Source organism: Microterricola viridarii (assembly GCF_001542775.1).
GTDB classification, from domain to species: Bacteria; Actinomycetota; Actinomycetes; order Actinomycetales; family Microbacteriaceae; genus Microterricola; species Microterricola viridarii_A.
The window spans coordinates 890461-907695 of the sequence record NZ_CP014145.1; the positions used below are offsets into that span (position 1 = coordinate 890461).

The 17235-nt window shown below is 68.8% G+C and carries 16 protein-coding genes; 12 read left to right on the top strand and 4 right to left on the bottom strand.

Annotated features, from left to right (window positions below):
* The first annotated feature begins 158 nt into the window (after positions 1 to 158).
* The 8 genes from AWU67_RS03970 (at position 159) to AWU67_RS04005 (ending at position 8211) form a co-directional block, all read left to right on the top strand.
* Positions 159 to 947, top strand: coding sequence for a PP2C family protein-serine/threonine phosphatase (locus AWU67_RS03970; RefSeq protein ID WP_234407356.1), 789 nt, complete (start codon positions 159 to 161; stop codon positions 945 to 947).
* Positions 948 to 1092: 145 nt separating this feature from the next.
* Complete coding sequence (leuC, locus tag AWU67_RS03975) at positions 1093 to 2556, top strand: 3-isopropylmalate dehydratase large subunit (protein WP_067226848.1); 1464 nt, start codon at positions 1093 to 1095, stop codon at positions 2554 to 2556.
* Between the two features lie 2 nt (positions 2557 to 2558).
* Complete coding sequence (gene leuD / locus AWU67_RS03980) at positions 2559 to 3155, top strand: 3-isopropylmalate dehydratase small subunit (RefSeq protein ID WP_067226849.1); 597 nt, start codon at positions 2559 to 2561, stop codon at positions 3153 to 3155.
* Between the two features lie 37 nt (positions 3156 to 3192).
* A complete protein-coding gene (gene murA / locus AWU67_RS03985) occupies positions 3193 to 4563 on the top strand; it encodes a UDP-N-acetylglucosamine 1-carboxyvinyltransferase (protein ID WP_067226850.1) in 1371 nt (456 codons plus the stop codon).
* A gap of 23 nt (positions 4564 to 4586) precedes the next feature.
* Entirely contained in the window at positions 4587 to 5354 is a 768-nt protein-coding gene (locus tag AWU67_RS03990) for a lysophospholipid acyltransferase family protein (protein ID WP_067226851.1), read from the top strand.
* Positions 5344 to 6498, top strand: coding sequence for an NAD(P)H-dependent glycerol-3-phosphate dehydrogenase (locus AWU67_RS03995; protein WP_067226852.1), 1155 nt, complete (start codon positions 5344 to 5346; stop codon positions 6496 to 6498). The genes AWU67_RS03990 and AWU67_RS03995 overlap by 11 nt, the downstream gene beginning before the upstream one ends.
* Positions 6401 to 7489, top strand: coding sequence for a D-alanine--D-alanine ligase family protein (locus AWU67_RS04000; protein WP_067226853.1), 1089 nt, complete (start codon positions 6401 to 6403; stop codon positions 7487 to 7489). Before AWU67_RS03995 ends, AWU67_RS04000 begins: the two co-directional genes overlap by 98 nt.
* Positions 7490 to 7848: 359 nt before the next feature.
* Positions 7849 to 8211, top strand: coding sequence for a GIY-YIG nuclease family protein (locus AWU67_RS04005; protein WP_234407357.1), 363 nt, complete (start codon positions 7849 to 7851; stop codon positions 8209 to 8211).
* A 601-nt stretch (positions 8212 to 8812) separates the two neighbouring features.
* On the opposite strand, the gene AWU67_RS04010 is transcribed toward AWU67_RS04005, so the two are convergent.
* Positions 8813 to 9298 (bottom strand): DUF3515 family protein, encoded by a 486-nt coding sequence (locus AWU67_RS04010; protein WP_067226854.1) that lies wholly within the window; start codon positions 9296 to 9298, stop codon positions 8813 to 8815.
* A gap of 24 nt (positions 9299 to 9322) precedes the next feature.
* On the opposite strand from AWU67_RS04010, the gene thiL reads away from it, so the two are divergent.
* Entirely contained in the window at positions 9323 to 10366 is a 1044-nt protein-coding gene (gene thiL / locus AWU67_RS04015) for a thiamine-phosphate kinase (RefSeq protein WP_067226855.1), read from the top strand.
* Here thiL and AWU67_RS04020 read toward each other — a convergent pair whose 3' ends face one another.
* The 3 genes from AWU67_RS04020 to rsmD all read right to left on the bottom strand — a co-directional run bounded on the left by AWU67_RS04020 (position 10367) and on the right by rsmD (position 13196).
* Entirely contained in the window at positions 10367 to 11101 is a 735-nt protein-coding gene (locus tag AWU67_RS04020) for a potassium channel family protein (RefSeq protein ID WP_067226856.1), read from the bottom strand.
* Positions 11101 to 12453, bottom strand: a complete 1353-nt coding sequence (locus tag AWU67_RS04025) for an ATP-binding protein (RefSeq protein WP_234407358.1) — start codon at positions 12451 to 12453, stop codon at positions 11101 to 11103. Before AWU67_RS04025 ends, AWU67_RS04020 begins: the two co-directional genes overlap by 1 nt.
* Positions 12454 to 12599: 146 nt before the next feature.
* Positions 12600 to 13196, bottom strand: a complete 597-nt coding sequence (rsmD, locus tag AWU67_RS04030; RefSeq protein WP_067226857.1) for a 16S rRNA (guanine(966)-N(2))-methyltransferase RsmD — start codon at positions 13194 to 13196, stop codon at positions 12600 to 12602.
* Between the two features lie 52 nt (positions 13197 to 13248).
* Between rsmD and AWU67_RS04035 the strand changes: the two genes are divergently transcribed.
* From AWU67_RS04035 to coaD, 3 genes are read left to right on the top strand one after another with little or no spacing between them, the layout of a single operon-like run.
* The gene (locus AWU67_RS04035; RefSeq protein WP_067226858.1) at positions 13249 to 14316 is read left to right on the top strand and encodes a tetratricopeptide repeat protein; all 1068 of its coding nucleotides are present in this window, start codon (positions 13249 to 13251) and stop codon (positions 14314 to 14316) included.
* Positions 14313 to 16646, top strand: a complete 2334-nt coding sequence (locus AWU67_RS04040) for an ATP-dependent DNA helicase RecG (protein WP_082716760.1) — start codon at positions 14313 to 14315, stop codon at positions 16644 to 16646. Before AWU67_RS04035 ends, AWU67_RS04040 begins: the two co-directional genes overlap by 4 nt.
* A 51-nt stretch (positions 16647 to 16697) precedes the next feature.
* A complete protein-coding gene (coaD, locus tag AWU67_RS04045; RefSeq protein WP_067226859.1) occupies positions 16698 to 17186 on the top strand; it encodes a pantetheine-phosphate adenylyltransferase in 489 nt (162 codons plus the stop codon).
* The last annotated feature ends 49 nt before the right edge of the window (positions 17187 to 17235 follow it).

A 17235-nucleotide genomic window follows, 5' to 3' on the forward strand; every position in this document is an offset into this window, starting at 1 on the left:
CCGCCCACCGGCCGCGCCGGCCTGCGCTACTTCGTGCGGCTCCGCGCCACCTCATCTGGCGCGGAGGGAGACGAAATGGCGCAGGGCGGGCGGCCGTTTTGGTAACTTGGAGCGATCTTGCGGCGCACTGCCGCGTCGCCGTCATCCGGGAGAATCACGTGGCAACAGACCAGCCGAGCACCTTCGCGTTCCCGGGCGGCAGCCTGGAGCTCTTCATTGAGGCGCGCGGCGATGTCGGGGCGGTGCGCAAGGTGAACGAGGATTCGCTGCTCGCCGCGCCGCCCGTCTTCCTCGTCGCCGACGGCATGGGTGGGCATGCCAAGGGCGACGCGGCCAGCCAGGCCGTCACCCAGGTCTTCGCCGAGCACATCGCACCGGGTGTGCTGAGCACGCCGGAGCAGGTGCTCGATGCGATCCACTCCGCCAACGATGCCGTGCGCGACCTCAGCACCGTCGGCGACTCCGGCACGGCGGTGGCCGGCACGACGCTCACCGGCGTCGCCCTCGTCGACGGCGGGGAGGAGAGCCCGTACAGCTGGATGGTCTTCAACGTCGGCGACTCGCGCGTCTACGGCTGGGACGGCCGCGTGCTGCGCCAGCAGAGCGTCGACCACTCGGCGGTTCAGGAGATGGTGGATGCCGGCCTGATCAGCGCAGAAGACGCCGAACAGCATCCGGAGCGCAACGTCATCACCCGTGCGCTGGGCGCAGAGGACAGCGTCGACGTCGACGTCTGGCTGAACCAGCCGACCGACTACAGCACCTATCTGGTCTGTTCGGACGGGCTGACCAAGGAGCTGGAGCGGAGCGAGATCTCGGCGATCTTCGCCAGGCACGAGGCCAGCGGCGATTTCACCGGCATCACCGATGAGTTGGTGCAGGCCGCCCTGGAAGCGGGCGGGCGCGACAATGTTTCGGTCGTTGTCGTGCGTGCGACGACCCCCTGAATCCGGGTGCTAGCCTGTAGTCGTGCCGTACGGTCGACTTCTTCTGTGCCGCGACGAGTCCTAGTTTCAGGCCTCCCTCGTCGCGGAGTTCGTCGTTGGCCGAGAACGTTGGCTGAGAACCATTCACTGAGGAAGACGCTCACACATGACTAGCGAATCACGCACTATTGCACGCCCACGCACTCTGGCCGAAAAGGTCTGGGACGCCCACCTGGTGAAGAAGGGCGAGGACGGCACTCCGGACCTCATCTACATCGACCTGCACCTCGTGCACGAGGTCACCAGCCCCCAGGCATTCGACGGCCTGCGCATGGCCGGGCGCCCGCTCCGCCGCCCCGATCTGACGATCGCGACGGAGGACCACAACACGCCGACGCTGGCCATCGACAAGCCCATCGCCGACCTCACCAGCCGCACCCAGATCGAGACGCTGCGCCGCAACTGCGAGGAGTTCGGCGTGCGCCTGCACTCGCTCGGCGACATCGAGCAGGGCATCGTGCACGTCGTCGGCCCGCAGCTGGGCCTCACCCAGCCCGGCAGCACCGTCGTCTGTGGCGACTCGCACACCTCCACCCACGGCGCTTTCGGCGCGATGGCGTTCGGCATCGGCACCAGCGAGGTCGAGCACGTCATGGCGACCCAGACCCTGCCGCTCAAGCCGTTCAAGACCATGGCGATCACCGTCGAGGGCGAACTGCGCCCCGGCGTCACCGCCAAGGACATCATCCTCGCCGTCATCACCAAGATCGGCACCGGCGGCGGCCAGGGCTACGTGCTCGAGTACCGCGGCAGCGCCATCCGTGCCCTGTCGATGGACGGCCGCATGACGATCTGCAACATGTCGATCGAGGCCGGTGCCCGCGCCGGCATGATTGCCCCGGATGCCACCACCTACGAGTACCTGAACGGCCGCGCCCACGCGCCCTCCGGCCAGGACTGGGACGACGCCGTCGCCTACTGGGACACGCTCGCCACCGACGAGGGTGCCACCTTCGACGCCGAGGTCGTCATCGACGCAGACACCCTCGAACCCTTCGTGACGTGGGGCACCAACCCCGGCCAGGGCGCATCGCTCAGCGACAGCGTGCCGAACCCGAACGATTTCGCCGATGCCAACGAGCGTGCCGCCGCCGAGCGTGCCCTCGAGTACATGGACCTCGCAGCGGGCACCCCGCTCAAGGAGGTGGCCGTCGATGCCGTCTTCATGGGTTCCTGCACGAACAGCCGCATCGAGGACCTGCGTGCCTTCGCCAGCGTCATCCAGGGCCAGAAGAAGGCCGATGGCGTGCGCGTCATGGTCGTCCCCGGCTCCGCCCGGGTGCGCATAGAGGCCGAGGCAGAGGGCCTGGACAAGATCATCACCGACTTCGGCGCCGAGTGGCGCTTCGCCGGGTGCTCGATGTGCCTCGGCATGAACCCGGACCAGTTGGCACCGGGGGAGCGCTGCGCGTCGACCTCCAACCGCAACTTCGAGGGCCGCCAGGGCAAGGGCGGGCGCACCCACCTGGTCTCGCCGCTGGTCGCAGCGGCCACCGCCATCCGCGGAACCCTGTCGAGCCCGTGGGACCTCGAACACAGCACAGTCGGAACCGCAGGAGAGGCGAAGTAGCCATGGAGAAGTTCACCACCGTCACCGGAGTCGCGGCGCCGCTCCGCCGCTCCAACGTCGACACCGACCAGATCATCCCCGCCGTCTTCCTCAAGCGCGTCACCAAGACCGGCTTCGAGGACGCACTGTTCTACGGCTGGCGGCAGGACCCGGAATTCGTGCTCAACAAGCCCGAGTTCCACGGTGCCCGTATTCTGGTTGCCGGCGCCGACTTCGGCACCGGATCCTCCCGCGAGCACGCCGTATGGGCGCTGCGCGACTTCGGTTTCGACGTCGTGCTCAGCCCGCGCTTCGGCGACATCTTCCGCGGAAACTCAGGCAAGCAGGGCCTGTTGGCCGCTCAGGTCAGCGAAGAGGACATCGAGAAGCTGTGGGCCGCCATCGATGCGAACCCCGGCACCGAGATGACCGTCGACCTGGTAGACCGAACGGTTACTGTGGGTGACCTTCAGCTTTCCTTCGAGGTGGACGATTACACTCGGTGGAGGTTGCTCGAAGGTCTGGACGACATCGGGCTCACCTTGCGGGACGAAGCGTTGATCTCAGAATTCGAGGCAACCCGCGAGAGCTGGCGACCCCAGACTCTCCCAGTTAAGTAGTCCTCCCAGCGAGGCAGAACGTGCAGGCGGAAAACATTTGAATACTCTCGGCGAAGATGCAAAGAACCACGGCTCGGCAGTCGGCCTCTCGGTCGACAAGATCACCATTCGTGGTGGCAAGCCGCTCGTGGGACGCATCGAACTGAAGGGTGCCAAGAACCTCGTCACCAAGGCGATGGTCGCGGCGTTGCTCGGCGAAACCCCCAGCGTTCTCAAGGACGTCCCCAACATCAGCGATGTGAACATCGTGCGTGGGCTGCTCGAGGTGCACGGCGTGCACGTCAGCGAGGGTGCGGAACCGGGCGAGCTGATCCTCGACCCGAGCAACGTCGAGGTGGCCCACTTCGCCGCCATCGACGCGCACGCCGGTTCCAGCCGCATCCCGATCCTGTTCTGCGGCCCGCTGCTGCACCGGCTCGGCGAGGCGTTCATCCCCGACCTGGGCGGATGCCGCATCGGCGACCGCCCGATCGACTTCCACCTGGACGTGCTGCGCACCTTCGGCGCCGTCGTCGAGAAGCTGCCCAGCGGCATCCGGATGTCGGCCCCCAACGGCCTGCACGGGGCCAAGGTCGAGCTGCCGTACCCGAGTGTCGGCGCCACCGAGCAGGTGCTGCTGACCGCGGTGCGCGCAGAGGGCATCACCGAGCTCAAGGGTGCGGCCATCGAGCCGGAGATCATGGATCTCATCAACATCCTGCAGAAGATGGGTGCCACGATCTCGGTCGACACCGACCGCGTCATCCGCATCGAGGGCGTCAAGACGCTCCGCGGCTACACCCACCGCTCGCTGTTCGACCGCAATGAGGCAGCCAGCTGGGCCGCGGCCGCGCTGGCCACCGAGGGTGACATCACCGTCGGCGGCGCCCGCCAGGCCGAGATGCTCACGTTCCTCAACGTCTTCCGCAAGGTTGGCGGCGCGTTCGACATCCTCGAAGACGGCATCCGCTTCTACCACCCCGGTGGCGAGCTGAACCCGGTCATCATCGAGACCGGCGTGCACCCCGGCTTCATGACCGACTGGCAGCAGCCGCTCGTCGTGGCGCTGACCAAGGCGCAGGGCGTCTCGATCGTGCACGAGACCGTCTACGAGCAGCGCTTCGGCTTCGTCGACGCGCTCGTCGACATGGGCGCGACGATCCAGATCCACAAGGAATGCCTCGGCGGCCACGCCTGCCGGTTCGGCCAGCGCAACTTCAACCACTCCGCGGTGATCACCGGCCCGACGAAGCTGCACGGCGCCGATGTCGAGGTCCCCGACCTCCGGGGTGGCTTCAGCCACCTGGTCGCCGCGCTGAGTGCCGAAGGCACCTCCACGGTGAGTAACGTCGGCATCATTGCGCGCGGCTACGAGAACTTCATCAGCAAGCTGGAGATCTTGGGTGCCGACTTCGACCTCGAAGACTGATGCCGTCGAAGGATAATGGGGGGATGCCCCAGACGACTGCCCGCGGCCGGCGCCCGCGCTCTGAGAAGAGTCAGCCCTCGATCTTTTGGGTCTTCGCGGGCATCGCCGTGCCGCTGATGAACCTCGCCGCTCGTTTCGAGATCCGCGACGGTCACAAGATGCCGCGGCAGGGTGCATACGTCGTCGCCCCGAACCATTACAGCGAGATCGACCCCGTCGTCGTCGGCGTTGTCGCCTGGAAGCTCGGGCGCTACCCGCGCTTCCTGGCGAAGGCTTCGGTGTTCAAGGTGCCTGTGCTCGGCTGGGCGCTGCGCGCCTCCGGCCAGATCCCCGTCGAGCGTGCAGGCAACAACTCGCACTCTGCACTCCGTGCGGCGGAGGAGCTGGTCGAGAAGGGCCGCATGGTCGTGGTCTACCCGGAGGGCTCGCTCACCCGCGATCCCGACCTCTGGCCGATGCGCGGCAAGACCGGCGCGGTGCGCATCGCGCTCGAGCGCGACATCCCCGTCATCCCGGTCGCGCACTGGGGCAGCCAGCAGCTCATGGCCCGCTACTCGAAGAAGATCAGCGTCTTCCCACGCAAGCACATCCTCGTCAAGGTCGGCGACCCCGTCGACCTGGACGCATTCCGCGGCAAGCCGCTCGACACGGCCAACCTCAACGCCGCGACCGCCGTGGTGATGGACGCCATCACCATGCTGCTGGAAGACCTGCGCGGCGAGAAGGCCCCCGCCGAGCGGTGGAACCCCAGCGCGCACGACCAGAAAGAGACGGGTCGTTTTGACTCCTAGGGCCCCCAAGAACCCGAAAACCCCCACCATCAAGCCGGGAACCCGGGTCGCCGTGCTCGGAGCAGGCAGCTGGGGCACGACCTTCGCCAAGATCCTGGCCGACGGCGGCGCGGATGTCGTGCTCTGGGCGCGCCGCCCGGAGCTCGCCCGCGAGATCCAGGAAGCCAAGCGCAACAGCGACTACCTGCCCGGCATCAACCTGCCCATCTCGCTGCGCGCCACCTCCCGACTTGACCTGGCCCTGGCCGGCGCCGAGCAGGTGTTCGTCTCGGTGCCCAGCCAGTCACTGCGCGAGAACCTGATCACCGCCGAGCCGCACATCGGGGCGAACGCGATCATCGTCTCGCTGATGAAAGGCGTCGAACGCTCGACCGGCCTGCGCATGAGCGAGGTGATCGAGCAGGTTCTGCCGATCAGCACCGACAGGATCGCCGCCATCTCCGGACCGAACCTGGCCCTCGAGATCGCGAAGGAGCAGCCGACGGCCGCCGTCGTCTCCTCCACCAGCCTCGAAACGGCGCAGGCCGTTGCCCTGCTGGCCCGCAACGGCTACTTCCGCACCTTCGTCAACACCGACGTGATCGGCACCGAGTTCGGCGGCGTGCTGAAGAACCTCATCGCCGTCGCCATCGGCATCGTTGACGGTGTCGGCTACGGCGAGAACACGAAGGCCTCCATCATCACCCGCGGCCTGGTCGAAATGACCGACTTCGCGGTCGCCTATGGTGCGCACCCCGAGACGCTCTCCGGTCTGGCGGGGCTCGGCGACCTGATCGCCACCTGCCAGTCGCCGCTGTCGCGCAACAACACCGCGGGGCGTCTGCTCGGCCAGGGCTACAGCCAGGCCGACGTGGTCAAGCAGATGCAACAGACAACAGAGGGTCTGGCATCCGTCAGCCCCATTCTCGAACTGGCCAAGGCCAAGGGTGTCGAGATGCCGATCGTCGAGCAGGTGCGCCAGGTTCTGGCCGGCACGCTGAACCCGCGCGACATCGCACCGCACCTCACTACAGACTCAGACGAGCCGCAAGGCGAAAGGACACTCGATGACGCACAAGCTCACGGTAGCGCTGCTGTTTGGGGGTCGGTCAAGCGAGCATTCGATCAGCTGCGCCACGGCGGGCGGGGTCCTCTCGGCGATTGACCGCGAACGCTTCACCGTCATCCCGATCGGGATGACGGCCGACGGCGCCTTCACGCTGCAGCCGGATGACGCTGCCTTGTTCCGGCTGAACCCTGACGCCATGCCGCACGTCGTCGACAACGGCACGCGCGTGCGCTGGCCGGAGAGCACGGCCTCGCGCGAGCTGATGGTCACGGATGCCGACGGCACCAGCCGTTCGCTCGGCACCGTCGACGTCGTCTTCCCGATCCTGCACGGCCCGTTCGGCGAGGACGGCACCGTGCAGGGTCTGCTCGAGCTGGCCGGTCTGCCCTACGTCGGCTCCGGCGTGCTCGCCAGCGCCCTCGGCATGGACAAGCACTTCACCAAGACCGTGCTGCGCCAGGCCGGCATCGCCGTCGCGCCGTGGCAGACCGTCACCGCGCGCCGCTGGGCGAGCGACGTGGCCGGTGTCGAGGCCGCGGTCGCCGAGCTCGGCCTGCCCGTCTTCGTCAAGCCTGCCCGTGCCGGCTCCAGCGTCGGCGTCAGCAAGGTGTCCTCGCTGGACCAGCTCGCGGATGCCATGACTGTCGCCCTCGCCGAGGACGACAAGGTGCTCATCGAGGCGACGATCATCGGCCGCGAGGTCGAGATCGGTGTTCTGGGTGGTCGTCCGGGGGAGGCACCGCGGGCATCCGTCGCCGGCGAGGTCGTCGTGACCGGCCGCGACTTCTACGATTTCGACGCCAAGTACATGGGCGCAGACGGCATCGAGCTGGTCTGCCCGGCTGTGCTCAGCGACGCCGAGCTGGCCGAGATGCGCGAGCTCGCCGTGCGCACCTTCGAGGCGATCGGCTGCGAGGGTCTGGCCCGCGTTGACTTCTTCTTGACCGCCGACGGCTTCGTCGTCAACGAGATCAACACAATGCCCGGTTTCACACCGATCTCGATGTTCCCCACCTGCTGGCAGAAATCCGGGCTCAGCTACCCGGCCCTGATCGACGAGCTGATCGCGGTGGCCCTGGCGAAGTAGCGCCCCGCTAGCCCCCGCCCGCCCCTCCCGTTGGCTCGAGGGAGCTTGCGACCGAAGCCAACACCCCAGGAACGAGGGCAACTCGTCCTGGTTGCCTCGGCGGCTTCGGGTGCTGCGCTGCTCCCTCGAGCCGGCCTGTTTTCTCCCGTTGGCTCGAGGGAGCGCCAGCGACCGAAGCCAACACCCCAGGAACGCGGGCAACCCGTTCCGGTTGGCTCCGCGGCTTCGGGTGCTGCGCTGCTCCTCCGTCGCGGCGCGGCCCCCTCGAGCCGGCGTGCTTTCTCCCGTTGGCTCGAGGGAGCTTGCGACCGAAGCCAACACCGTCGGGTCAGTTGCTCACAGTCCCGCGTTGGGTGGGGGTGCTCCACAACGTGAACCGGCATCCGTCGGCACCGTTCGCCGACGCACACGATGGCTACATGCCCTACATGTACATGCTCCGATGTGCCGACGGCACCCTATACGCCGGGAGCACCTGGGGCCTCGATGGCCGCCTGGTGCAGCATCAGTCCGGTTCCGGCGCCAAGTACACGGCGCGGCGGTTACCGGTGCGCCTCGTCTACTACGAGGAGTTCGACAGCATCGCGGCCGCGTTCGCACGTGAACACACGGTGCAGGGCTGGCTGCGCCGTCGGAAGGACGCGCTGATCGCGGGCGGCCCGGGCATGCGCGTGCGAGAGGACGGCGTGCACGAGCCGGCTCGTTGGGCCGCTGAGACCTAGCGCGGCCCGGTTGGCTCCGCGGCTTCGGGTGCTGCGCTGCTCCTTCGTCGCGGCGCAGCCCCCTCGAGCCGACGTGCTCCCTCCCGCTGGCTCGAGGGAGCGCCAGCGACCGAAGCCAACTTTGCAGGAACGCGGGCAACTCGTTCGGGTTGGCTCCGCGGCTTCGGGTGCTGCGCTGCTCCTTCGTCGCGGCGCGGCCCCCTCGAGCCGACGTGGGGAGGGAACGGCGCTGCACCCTCCAGCCGACTTGCTTTCTCACGTTGGCTCGAGGGAGCGCCAGCGACCGAAGCCAGCTTTGCAGGAACGCGGGCAACCCGTTGTGGTTGGCTCAGCGGCTTCGGGTGCTGCGCTGCTCCTTCGTCGCGGCGCGGCCCCTCGAGCCGACGTGCTTTCTCCCGTTGGCTTGAGGGAGCTTGCGACCGAAGCCAACTTCGTAGGAACGTGGGCGACTCGTTCTGGTTGGCTCCGCGGCTTCGGGTGCTGCGCGGCCCCTTCGAGCCGACGTGGGGAGGGAGCGGCGCCGCCCCCGCTGGCCGATGCGACCTCTCACGTTGGCTCGAGGGAGCGCTAGCGACCGAAGCCAGCGACCGAGCGGGAAAGGTTACCCGGCGGGGAGCACGTCGCTGACGTCGACGCAGGCGTTCTCGGCGGGGATCGTCGAGATCGCGCCGACAAGGTCGATCAGGGCGCTGGCGGAGGCCTTGTTGTAGTCGACGATGACCTCGGTGGCCGGCGTGCGCCCGTACGTCACGAAGCGGAAGATCGGCTTGTTGCTCTCGTCGACGATCCAGTCGACGCCGCCGACCTCGACGCACTGGTCGGTGGTCGGCCCCGGCACCTCGACGCCGCAGCGCAGCAGGATCGTGGCCGGGTCGCCCCATGCGCCGGTGCCCTGCGCGTTCGTCTCGCGCAGCTTCTGCTCGCCGAGGGCGTCGGGCAGGCGCACGACGATCTCGGCGCAGCCCGGGTTCGTGGCGTCGGCGGCCGGTTCCAGCGCGACTGCGGAAGCACAGCCGGCCAGAGTCGCGGTGATGAGCAGGGCCGAGCCGATGGCGGCCAGCGGGCGGGTCAGGGTACGGGAGAGCATCGCTACTCAGGCTACCTTGAGACTATGACCCGCGCTGAATCCGACCACTCTGGCGCCCCCGCCGGAACCGATGACCCGACACTGGCAGAGCTCAGTGAGATCGCGGTGCTGCAGCGTCTCTTCCCGCGGTTACCCGACGCGGATGCCGCCCTCCTCGGCCCCGGCGATGACTCCGCCGTCGTTGCCGCGCCGGACGGCCGGTTCGTCGTCACCACCGACATGATGATCCAGGGCCCAGACTTCCGTCTGGCCTGGTCGCGCCCGCAGGACCTCGGTTGGAAGGCCGCGGCCACCAACCTCTCCGACGTCGCGGCGATGGGCGCCCGACCGACCGCCCTCGTCGTCGCGATCGCCGCCCCTCAGCAGCTGCCGGTCAGCGTGCTCGAGGGCATCGCAGACGGGCTGCGCGAGGCGTGCGCCGCCCTCGCCCCCGGCTGCGGCGTCGTCGGCGGCGATCTCTCGGTCTCAGACACCCTGACGCTGGCTGTGACCGCGTTCGGCGACCTCGAGGGGCGAGCCCCCGTGTTGCGCTCCGGCGCGCGGCCGGGCGATGTGGTCGCCGTCGCCGAGGGCGGCAACACGCTCGGCCAGGCGGGCCGCGGGCTGGCCCTGCTGTTCGCGCGCGGCGTCGATGCCGCCGGGACCCCGGATGTCGCTGCCGCCGACGCGCTGCGCACCGAGCACCCGGCCCTACTCGAGGCCCAGCTGCGGCCCTCGCCGCCCATTCTGGCCGGGGCGGCTGCCGCGGCATCCGGGGCCACCGCCATGCTGGACGTCTCGGACGGCCTCGCCCTGGACGCGACGCGCATCGCCCGGGCCAGTGGGGTGCTCATCGATTTCGACGCCGCCGCGCTCGGCGGCCACCCGGAGAGCGCGCTCGGCGGCGGAGAGGACCACTCGCTGCTCGCTTGCTTCCCGGCCGACACGGCTCTTCCCACCGGGTTTCGGCCGATCGGGCGCGTCCTCGCCCTGCCAGCGGGGGAGCCGGCCGGCATCACGGTCGACGGCGCACCCCATGTGCCGGGCGGCTGGGACCCGTACCGCGGCTGGGACGGCCACGCGGGATGACTAGCCCTCGTCGTCCTTGCTCGGCGGCGCCTCTGGCTTTGCCTGAGCGGCAGCCGCCCCCGCTCCGTGCGTGGTGATGCGCTCGGACAGGTAAGAGACGATGAGCGCGCTGGCCGTGCCGATGATCACGACACCGCCGGCCATCAGCATCACGGCCAGGACGCGACCGAACGACGTCACGGGAACGTAGTCGCCGTAGCCGACTGTTGCGATGGTGACGAAGGCCCACCAGATCGCCTCCCCGAAAGTCATAATCGTTGCGCCCGGCGCATTCCGTTCCACCTGCAGCACAGTGATGGCTATGACGTACACGTACATGGCGGCGTAGGCGGCGGCCACGGCGATGACTCGGGAGCGCAGCGCGTTGCCGCCATTGCCGATGAAGCCGGGGGTCGAGTCCAGGTGCCGCAGAAGCGAGAACGGCCGCAGGATCGGCAGAACGGCCGCCCAGAATTCGACCTTGTAGGCGCGGACGTAGGCCGAGCGCCGGCGGGGGGCGGTCAGCAGCAGCCGCACGATCGGGTCGACGATGAACGCCAGCCACGCCGCCGCCATGACGGCGACGATGATGACCTGCTCGTCCCTGGTCCAGCTCGGCCGGATCGTCACCAGGCTGTAGGCCACGAGGAAGCCGATCGAGAGCACGATCAGCGGCCAGCGCGTCGCCCGCTCCCAGCGGCCCCGCACCTCCTCGCGGTGCAGCGCGGATGCCGACAGTGGTCGCTCGGCGTTCATCACGGGCGTGCGCCGTCGGCCCGCAGCGGCACCCTTACGTCGGCCCCGCCCTCGACGGTGAGCCGAGTGCGCATCGTGGCGAGCGTCGGGGCGGGCACGAAGCCGCCCGCGAAGAAGGCCTCGCCCTGCCTGAACCCGGTCGTCCTGGCCAGCATGTCCGCCGGCACGAAACCGAACCGCACCGCAAGCTCGCCGAGGTCGGCCGGCGAGCTCATCCGCATCACAGCAACGTTGTCGCACTGGGAGAGGATGCCGGAGGCGACCTTGGACGGGCGTTGCGTCGACAGCAGCAGCCAGAGCCCGAACTTGCGCCCCTCGGCGGCGATTTGGGTGATGCGTTCCCGCACCGCCACGTCGAGCGGCTCGTTGTGCTCAGGCGAGCACAGATTGTGCGCTTCGTCGATGACGATCAGGATGGGCTTGCGCTCCTCGCGCCGCTCCCAGAGCTCATCGAGCACGGAGAGGGCGACGACGAGGTATTCGTCGGGATGGTTGAATCCGCCGAGGTCCAGCACCGTCGCATCCGGCCGCTCCCGGATGACGTCCGTCACCGACACGCGGTCGCCCGCCCACAGCTCCCAGTCGATCAGCCGGAGGTTCTCGATCCGCGCCGCCAGCGCGCGGGCGGCCGCGCTCTCACTCTGCAGCAGTTTGGGGATGATGTCCTCTGGGGTGCGGCTGCCGATGGTGCGCTCGAAGTGCAACAGCTCGTTGTACTCGGCCCGGTCGGTGAGTGGGTCCAGGCGCAGCACGGCCGCCTTGGACGGCATCGACAGCTCGGTGAAGCGCACGAGGAGCGGATCTGCGCCGTCGGTGCCGTCCGGCCGCAGCACGCGGATGTCGCGGCTCTGCAGAAGTGCGGCCTCCTCAGCGGACTCGGCCGCCTCACCGTGGGTGCTGAGGTCGCCGATGCGCACGAAGTCGGCGTTGGGGTCGAAGATCACCATCGGCAGCCGAGTGCGGATGAGCAGTTGTTCAATGAGCACGCCGAGGGCATAGGTCTTGCCGGATCCGCTCTGCCCGCACCAGAAGGTGTGCCGGTTGAAGCGCTTCGGGATGAGCCGCGCCGAGACGTTGTCGGCGCCGAGGATGGACCCGACGTTCAGCGTCGCGTCGGCGGAGGCGTAGACCAGGTCGATCATCGACGGGTCTGCCATGAAGATCTGGGCCGAGCCGAACGGGAAGGTGCCGAGCGGGTCGAGCCCGGAATCGCCGACCAGGCCGATCAGTGCGCCCTCGCCGGTGACGGTAGCGTCGGGTCCGGCCGAGACCGCGTCGACCTGGCCGAGTTGCACACGGCCGTCCGGGGTCAGCAGAGTGACGAACTGACCGTGGTCGGCAGCCCCACTCACGACCGCTCCGAACCGGAACCTACGCCCGTCCAACGACAGGGCGAACGGCTCATCGACTGCTGGAACCGCTTCGCGGGTGCTGTTCACGCACAGAGTCTTGCATAGCGCTCCAGCGAGCGAAAGGGTGGCCCGACGCCGGTGCCGGGTCAGTGCCCGGTCGGCTCCGCGGAGTCGTCTGCGCCGGGTGCAGCCCACCACAGTGTCGTGTCGCCGTAGTCCTTGCGGCGGTCGAGCTCGAGCCCGGCCGGCCAGAGCGGCTCCGGCGAGCGGGAGCTGCGTTCCACCATGACGACGGCAAGCTCGTGCAGCTTGGGCGCGAGCGCGGCCAGGTTCTGCGCCAGCTCGGCCTCGCCGAGCTCGTACGGCGGGTCTATGAAGACGAGATCGAAACCGGCATTCGTGCCGTCGAGGAAGGACTGCACGCTCTGGCCCGAGACGGTGATCTGCGGCGCTGAGCGGCCGGGTGCTGCACGCGTGACGGCGGTGGCGTTCGCCCGGCAGAGCGCGGCCGCCTGAGGGTTCTTCTCGACCAGCGTGACGACGCGGGCGCCGCGGCTTGCCGCCTCCAGACCGAGGGAGCCGGAGCCGGCGTACAGGTCGAGCACCCGCAGGCCGGCGATCGCATCGCGGGCCTCCAACGCCGAGAAAATGGCCTCACGGACCCGGTCGCTGGTCGGACGGGTGCCCTGTTTGGGAACCTTCAGGGTGAGCGAGCCGGCGAAGCCGGAAACGATTCGTGTCATTGTGGTTCGAGCCTATCCCGCACACGGGGGTCAACTCTGTGAAGATGGGTGTGTGTCAGATCTCAACTCGTCACCGAAGACCATTGACCAGACGGTGCTCGACCAGCTGTGGAATTTCTCAGATCCGCAGTTGTCCGTCGAGAGATTCCGCATGGCCAGCGACGACCTGGAATACAGCGAGGAAGCCAGAGCGGAGCTCGCGACGCAGCTTGCCCGGGCCCTGGGCCTCACCGGTGAATATGACGACGGCGATGCCGTGCTGAACGCCATCCAGAGCGACAGCCCGATCGTTGCCGCCCGCATCGCACTGGAGCGCGGCCGATTGCGTGTGGCGGAGGGCGTGCCGGAAGAGGCGGTGCCCCTGTTCACGAAGGCCGCCCGCGACGCGGTCGCCGGTGGCGTCACCTTCCTCGCGCTGGACGCCGTGCACATGTTGGCGCTGACGGATGCCGGCCAAGAGGAGCAGTGGGCAGCCGACGGCCTCGAACTGGTGGCGTCGGCCGGCCAGGCGCGCACACAGCGCTGGGGCGTCGCCCTGCACAACAACCTGGCCTGGTACCTGCATGACAACGGGCGTGCGGAGGAGGCGTTGCCGCACTTCGAGCGTGCCTTGGACTTCGCCACAAGCGTCGGCACGGCAGAGCAGCGCTTCCTCGCCCGCTGGGCGATCGCGCGCTGCCTGCGCACCCTCGGGCGCACCGAGGAGGCGCTGCAGCTGCAGCGCGCACTGGCCGCCCAACGCCCGGACGACCGCTATGTCGCCGCGGAGATCGCCGCGCTGGTAGCCGGGTCAGAGGAGGCTCCGGAAACTGTGTCGGAGGCCGCGCAGGAAGACGTGTCGGAAGACGCCCAGGAGGGCGTGCCGGAGGAGGCGCCGGAGGAGGCATCGGGCGACGTTTCACAGGCGATGACCGACGTCGAGCCCGACGAGGTGTCGGACGACGCGACCGAGTCCGAGTCCACGAACGCGACCGAGATTGAATCCGAGACCGAGACCGAGACGGAGACCGAAGCGACCTCCGAGTCCGTGTCAGGCGAAGAGCCTGCGCCCGAGCCGGAACCGGGATCCGGGGACGCTCCGAAGACCGTGTCGGAGGCGAAGTCTACGATCGAAGAATGATCGAGCAGCCAGCTTCCGCGCTCAGCAGGCAGACGGCGGCGGAGCCTCCAGCGGTTCCGGGTGCGCCCTCAGCGCACGACCAGCCCGAGCTGCCCGCCGCACAGATCGCGCCTGGCGAGGCGACCCTCGATGACAGGATCGCCAATGTGCTCGGCGGGCGCACGGCATCCGCCCTCTACAAGTCATTCGGCATGCTCACCATGGCCGATCTGCTCGCGCACTACCCGCGCCGTTATGCCAAGCGCGGCGAGCTGACGGCGCTCTCCGAGCTTCCCCTCGGCGAGAACGTGACCATCATCGGCCAGGTGATCGAGGCGCGCGAGCGCACCATGAAGACCAAGCGCGGCTCCATCGTCGAGATCGTGATCAGCGACGGCCGTGCGCACGTCTGGCTGACCTTCTTCAACCAGCGCTGGCGGCTGAACATGCTGCAGCCCGGCGTGCGCGGCATCTTCTCCGGCAAGATCAGCGACTACAAGGGCAAGCGTCAACTGGCGCACCCGCAGTTCGAGCCCTTCGAAGAGCCCGCCGATTCCGAGAAGGATTCCGCCAGCCTCGCCGCCGAGGAGCAAGCCCGGCGCTGGGCCGAGGCGCCGATCCCGATTTACCCCGCCACCAATCAGGTGACGAGTGCGCAACTCACCAAGATCATGCGCATCGCCCTCGACGCACTGACACTGTCTGAAGACCCGCTTCCGGCGTCGCTGCGGCGCGAGAAGTCGCTGCTCAGCCAGCACCAGGCGCTCTGGCAGATCCACCGGCCCGATTCAGAGGGCGATTCCATCGCCGCGCGCCGTACCCTGCGTTTCACAGAGGCCTACGTGTTGCAGGTGGCACTGCTGCAGCAGCGGGCCCGCTCGCGAGCCGAGCCGGCGACCCCTCGCGTGCCCAAACCCGGCGGGCTGCTTGAGCGCTTCGACGCCGCGCTGCCGTTCACCTTGACCGGAGACCAAAATCTCGTCGGTGCCGAGATCGCCACCGATCTGGCCGCCAGCGCGCCCATGCACCGACTCGTGCAGGGTGAGGTGGGCTCGGGCAAGACGATCGTCGCGCTGCGCGCCATGCTGGCCGTTGCCGATTCCGGCGGTCAGTCGGCACTTCTGGCGCCGACCGAGGTGCTGGCCTCCCAGCACCTGCGCTCGATCGTGCGCGCCCTCGGCCCTGAGCTGGCTGCCGAGCTCGTTCCGACGCTGCTGACCGGCCAGCAGCCGGTCGCCGACCGCCGCAAGGGCACGCTGCGCGCCGTCTCTGGGCAGGCGCGCATCGTCGTGGGCACGCATGCGCTGATCAGCGGCTCCGTCGAGTTCTATGACCTCGGGCTCGTCGTGATCGACGAGCAGCACCGCTTCGGCGTCGACCAGCGCGAGGCGTTGAGGCTGAAGGGCCGCCAACCGCACGTGCTCGTGCTCACCGCCACTCCGATCCCGCGCACCGTTGCCATGACGGTGTTCGGCGACCTCGACGTCAGCGTGATCGCCGAGCTACCGGCGGGTCGCCCCGGCATCGAGAGCTTCGCGGTCCCGCTGGCGACGAAACCGGGCTGGGAGGGCCAGATCTGGCGGCGGCTCGGAGACGAACTGGCGCTCGGCCGCCAGGGATTCGTGGTGTGCCCGGCGATCGGGCCGAAGGAGCTCGAGATCGGTGGGGCGCTGGAAGCCGGCGAGGAGGCAGAGATCGACCCCGATCTCGCCGCGGAACCGGCACCTGCCCGCCCGCAGATGGCCAATGTGCAGGCCGTGCTCGAGCGCCTCCGCACGCTGCCACAGCTGGCCGGGCGGCGCATCGAGGCGCTGCACGGTCGCATGACGGGCGACGAGAAAGAGACGGCGATGCTGGCCTTCGCAGCCGGCGAGATCGATGTGCTCGTGGCCACAACCGTCATTGAGGTCGGTGTCGACGTGCCGAACGCATCGATGATGGTGGTGCTGGATGCCGACCGCTTCGGTGTCTCACAGCTGCACCAACTGCGCGGCCGCGTCGGCCGAGGCGGTGTGCCGGGAATCTGCCTGCTCGTGACAACCGCCGCCCCGGAGAGCACCGGCTGGCAGCGGGTGGACGCCGTCGCGGGCACCCTGGACGGCTTCGAACTCGCCCAGATCGACCTCGAGCTGCGCCGGGAGGGCAACGTGCTGGGAGGAACACAGTCCGGTGGGCGCTCGGCCCTGCGCCTGCTGCGCGTGGCACGGGACGGCGAGGTGATTCTCGAGGCGCGCCGGGCCGCAGAGGGCCTCGTGGAGGCCGACCCGGAGCTCCAGCAGCTTCCAGCGCTGGCCGCCGCCGTGCGCCGCCGATTGGACGAATCCAGCCGGGACTTCTTGAGTAAAAACTGAGCATGTGGCGCTCACGCGATGCAGCGGCCTTCTGGCACTAGTGTGAGACTTATGCGCAGGATCGCCGTCGTCCCTGGTTCCTTTGACCCCGTCACCCTCGGTCATCTCGATGTCATCGAGCGGGCGGCCGGGCTCTACGACGAGCTCCACGTGCTCGTCGTGCACAACCCGGACAAGTCCGCGCTGCTGCCTATCGCGCAGCGGGTCTCACTGATCGAGCAGGCCATCGCCGAATCGTTCGCCGCACGCAACGTCGTCGTCGCCTCCTGGACCGTCGGCCTGCTGGTCGATTACTGCACCGAGGTCGGTGCCTCCGTGCTGGTCAAGGGCATCCGCTCGCAGATCGACGTGGCCTACGAGACGCCGATGGCGATCGTCAACCGCCACCTGGCCGGCGTCGAGACCGTGTTCCTGTTGCCGAACCCCGCACACGGCCACGTGTCCAGCTCGCTGGTGCGCCAGGTGTCGGCTCTGGGCGGCGATGTCTCGCCCTACGTGCCGCCCGCGGTCGCAGACTTCCTGCAGGGGAGCATGGTGTGAACGGCCTGCCGGCAGAGACGGCGACGGCCACGCCCCACCCGACGCGGTC

Excerpts from the sequence above, each read along its gene's own strand:
- rsmD (WP_067226857.1), bottom strand. The coding sequence starts at position 13,196 with ATGACACGAATCGTTTCCGGCTTCGCCGGCTCGCTCACCCTGAAGGTT.
- thiL (WP_067226855.1), top strand. The coding sequence starts at position 9,323 with ATGACCCGCGCTGAATCCGACCACTCTGGCGCCCCCGCCGGAACCGAT.
- AWU67_RS04000 (WP_067226853.1), top strand. The coding sequence starts at position 6,401 with ATGACGCACAAGCTCACGGTAGCGCTGCTGTTTGGGGGTCGGTCAAGC.
- AWU67_RS03990 (WP_067226851.1), top strand. The coding sequence starts at position 4,587 with ATGCCCCAGACGACTGCCCGCGGCCGGCGCCCGCGCTCTGAGAAGAGT.
- coaD (WP_067226859.1), top strand. The coding sequence starts at position 16,698 with ATGCGCAGGATCGCCGTCGTCCCTGGTTCCTTTGACCCCGTCACCCTC.
- AWU67_RS04020 (WP_067226856.1), bottom strand. The coding sequence starts at position 11,101 with ATGAACGCCGAGCGACCACTGTCGGCATCCGCGCTGCACCGCGAGGAG.
- leuC (WP_067226848.1), top strand. The coding sequence starts at position 1,093 with ATGACTAGCGAATCACGCACTATTGCACGCCCACGCACTCTGGCCGAA.
- leuD (WP_067226849.1), top strand. The coding sequence starts at position 2,559 with ATGGAGAAGTTCACCACCGTCACCGGAGTCGCGGCGCCGCTCCGCCGC.
- AWU67_RS04040 (WP_082716760.1), top strand. The coding sequence starts at position 14,313 with ATGATCGAGCAGCCAGCTTCCGCGCTCAGCAGGCAGACGGCGGCGGAG.
- AWU67_RS04010 (WP_067226854.1), bottom strand. The coding sequence starts at position 9,298 with ATGCTCTCCCGTACCCTGACCCGCCCGCTGGCCGCCATCGGCTCGGCC.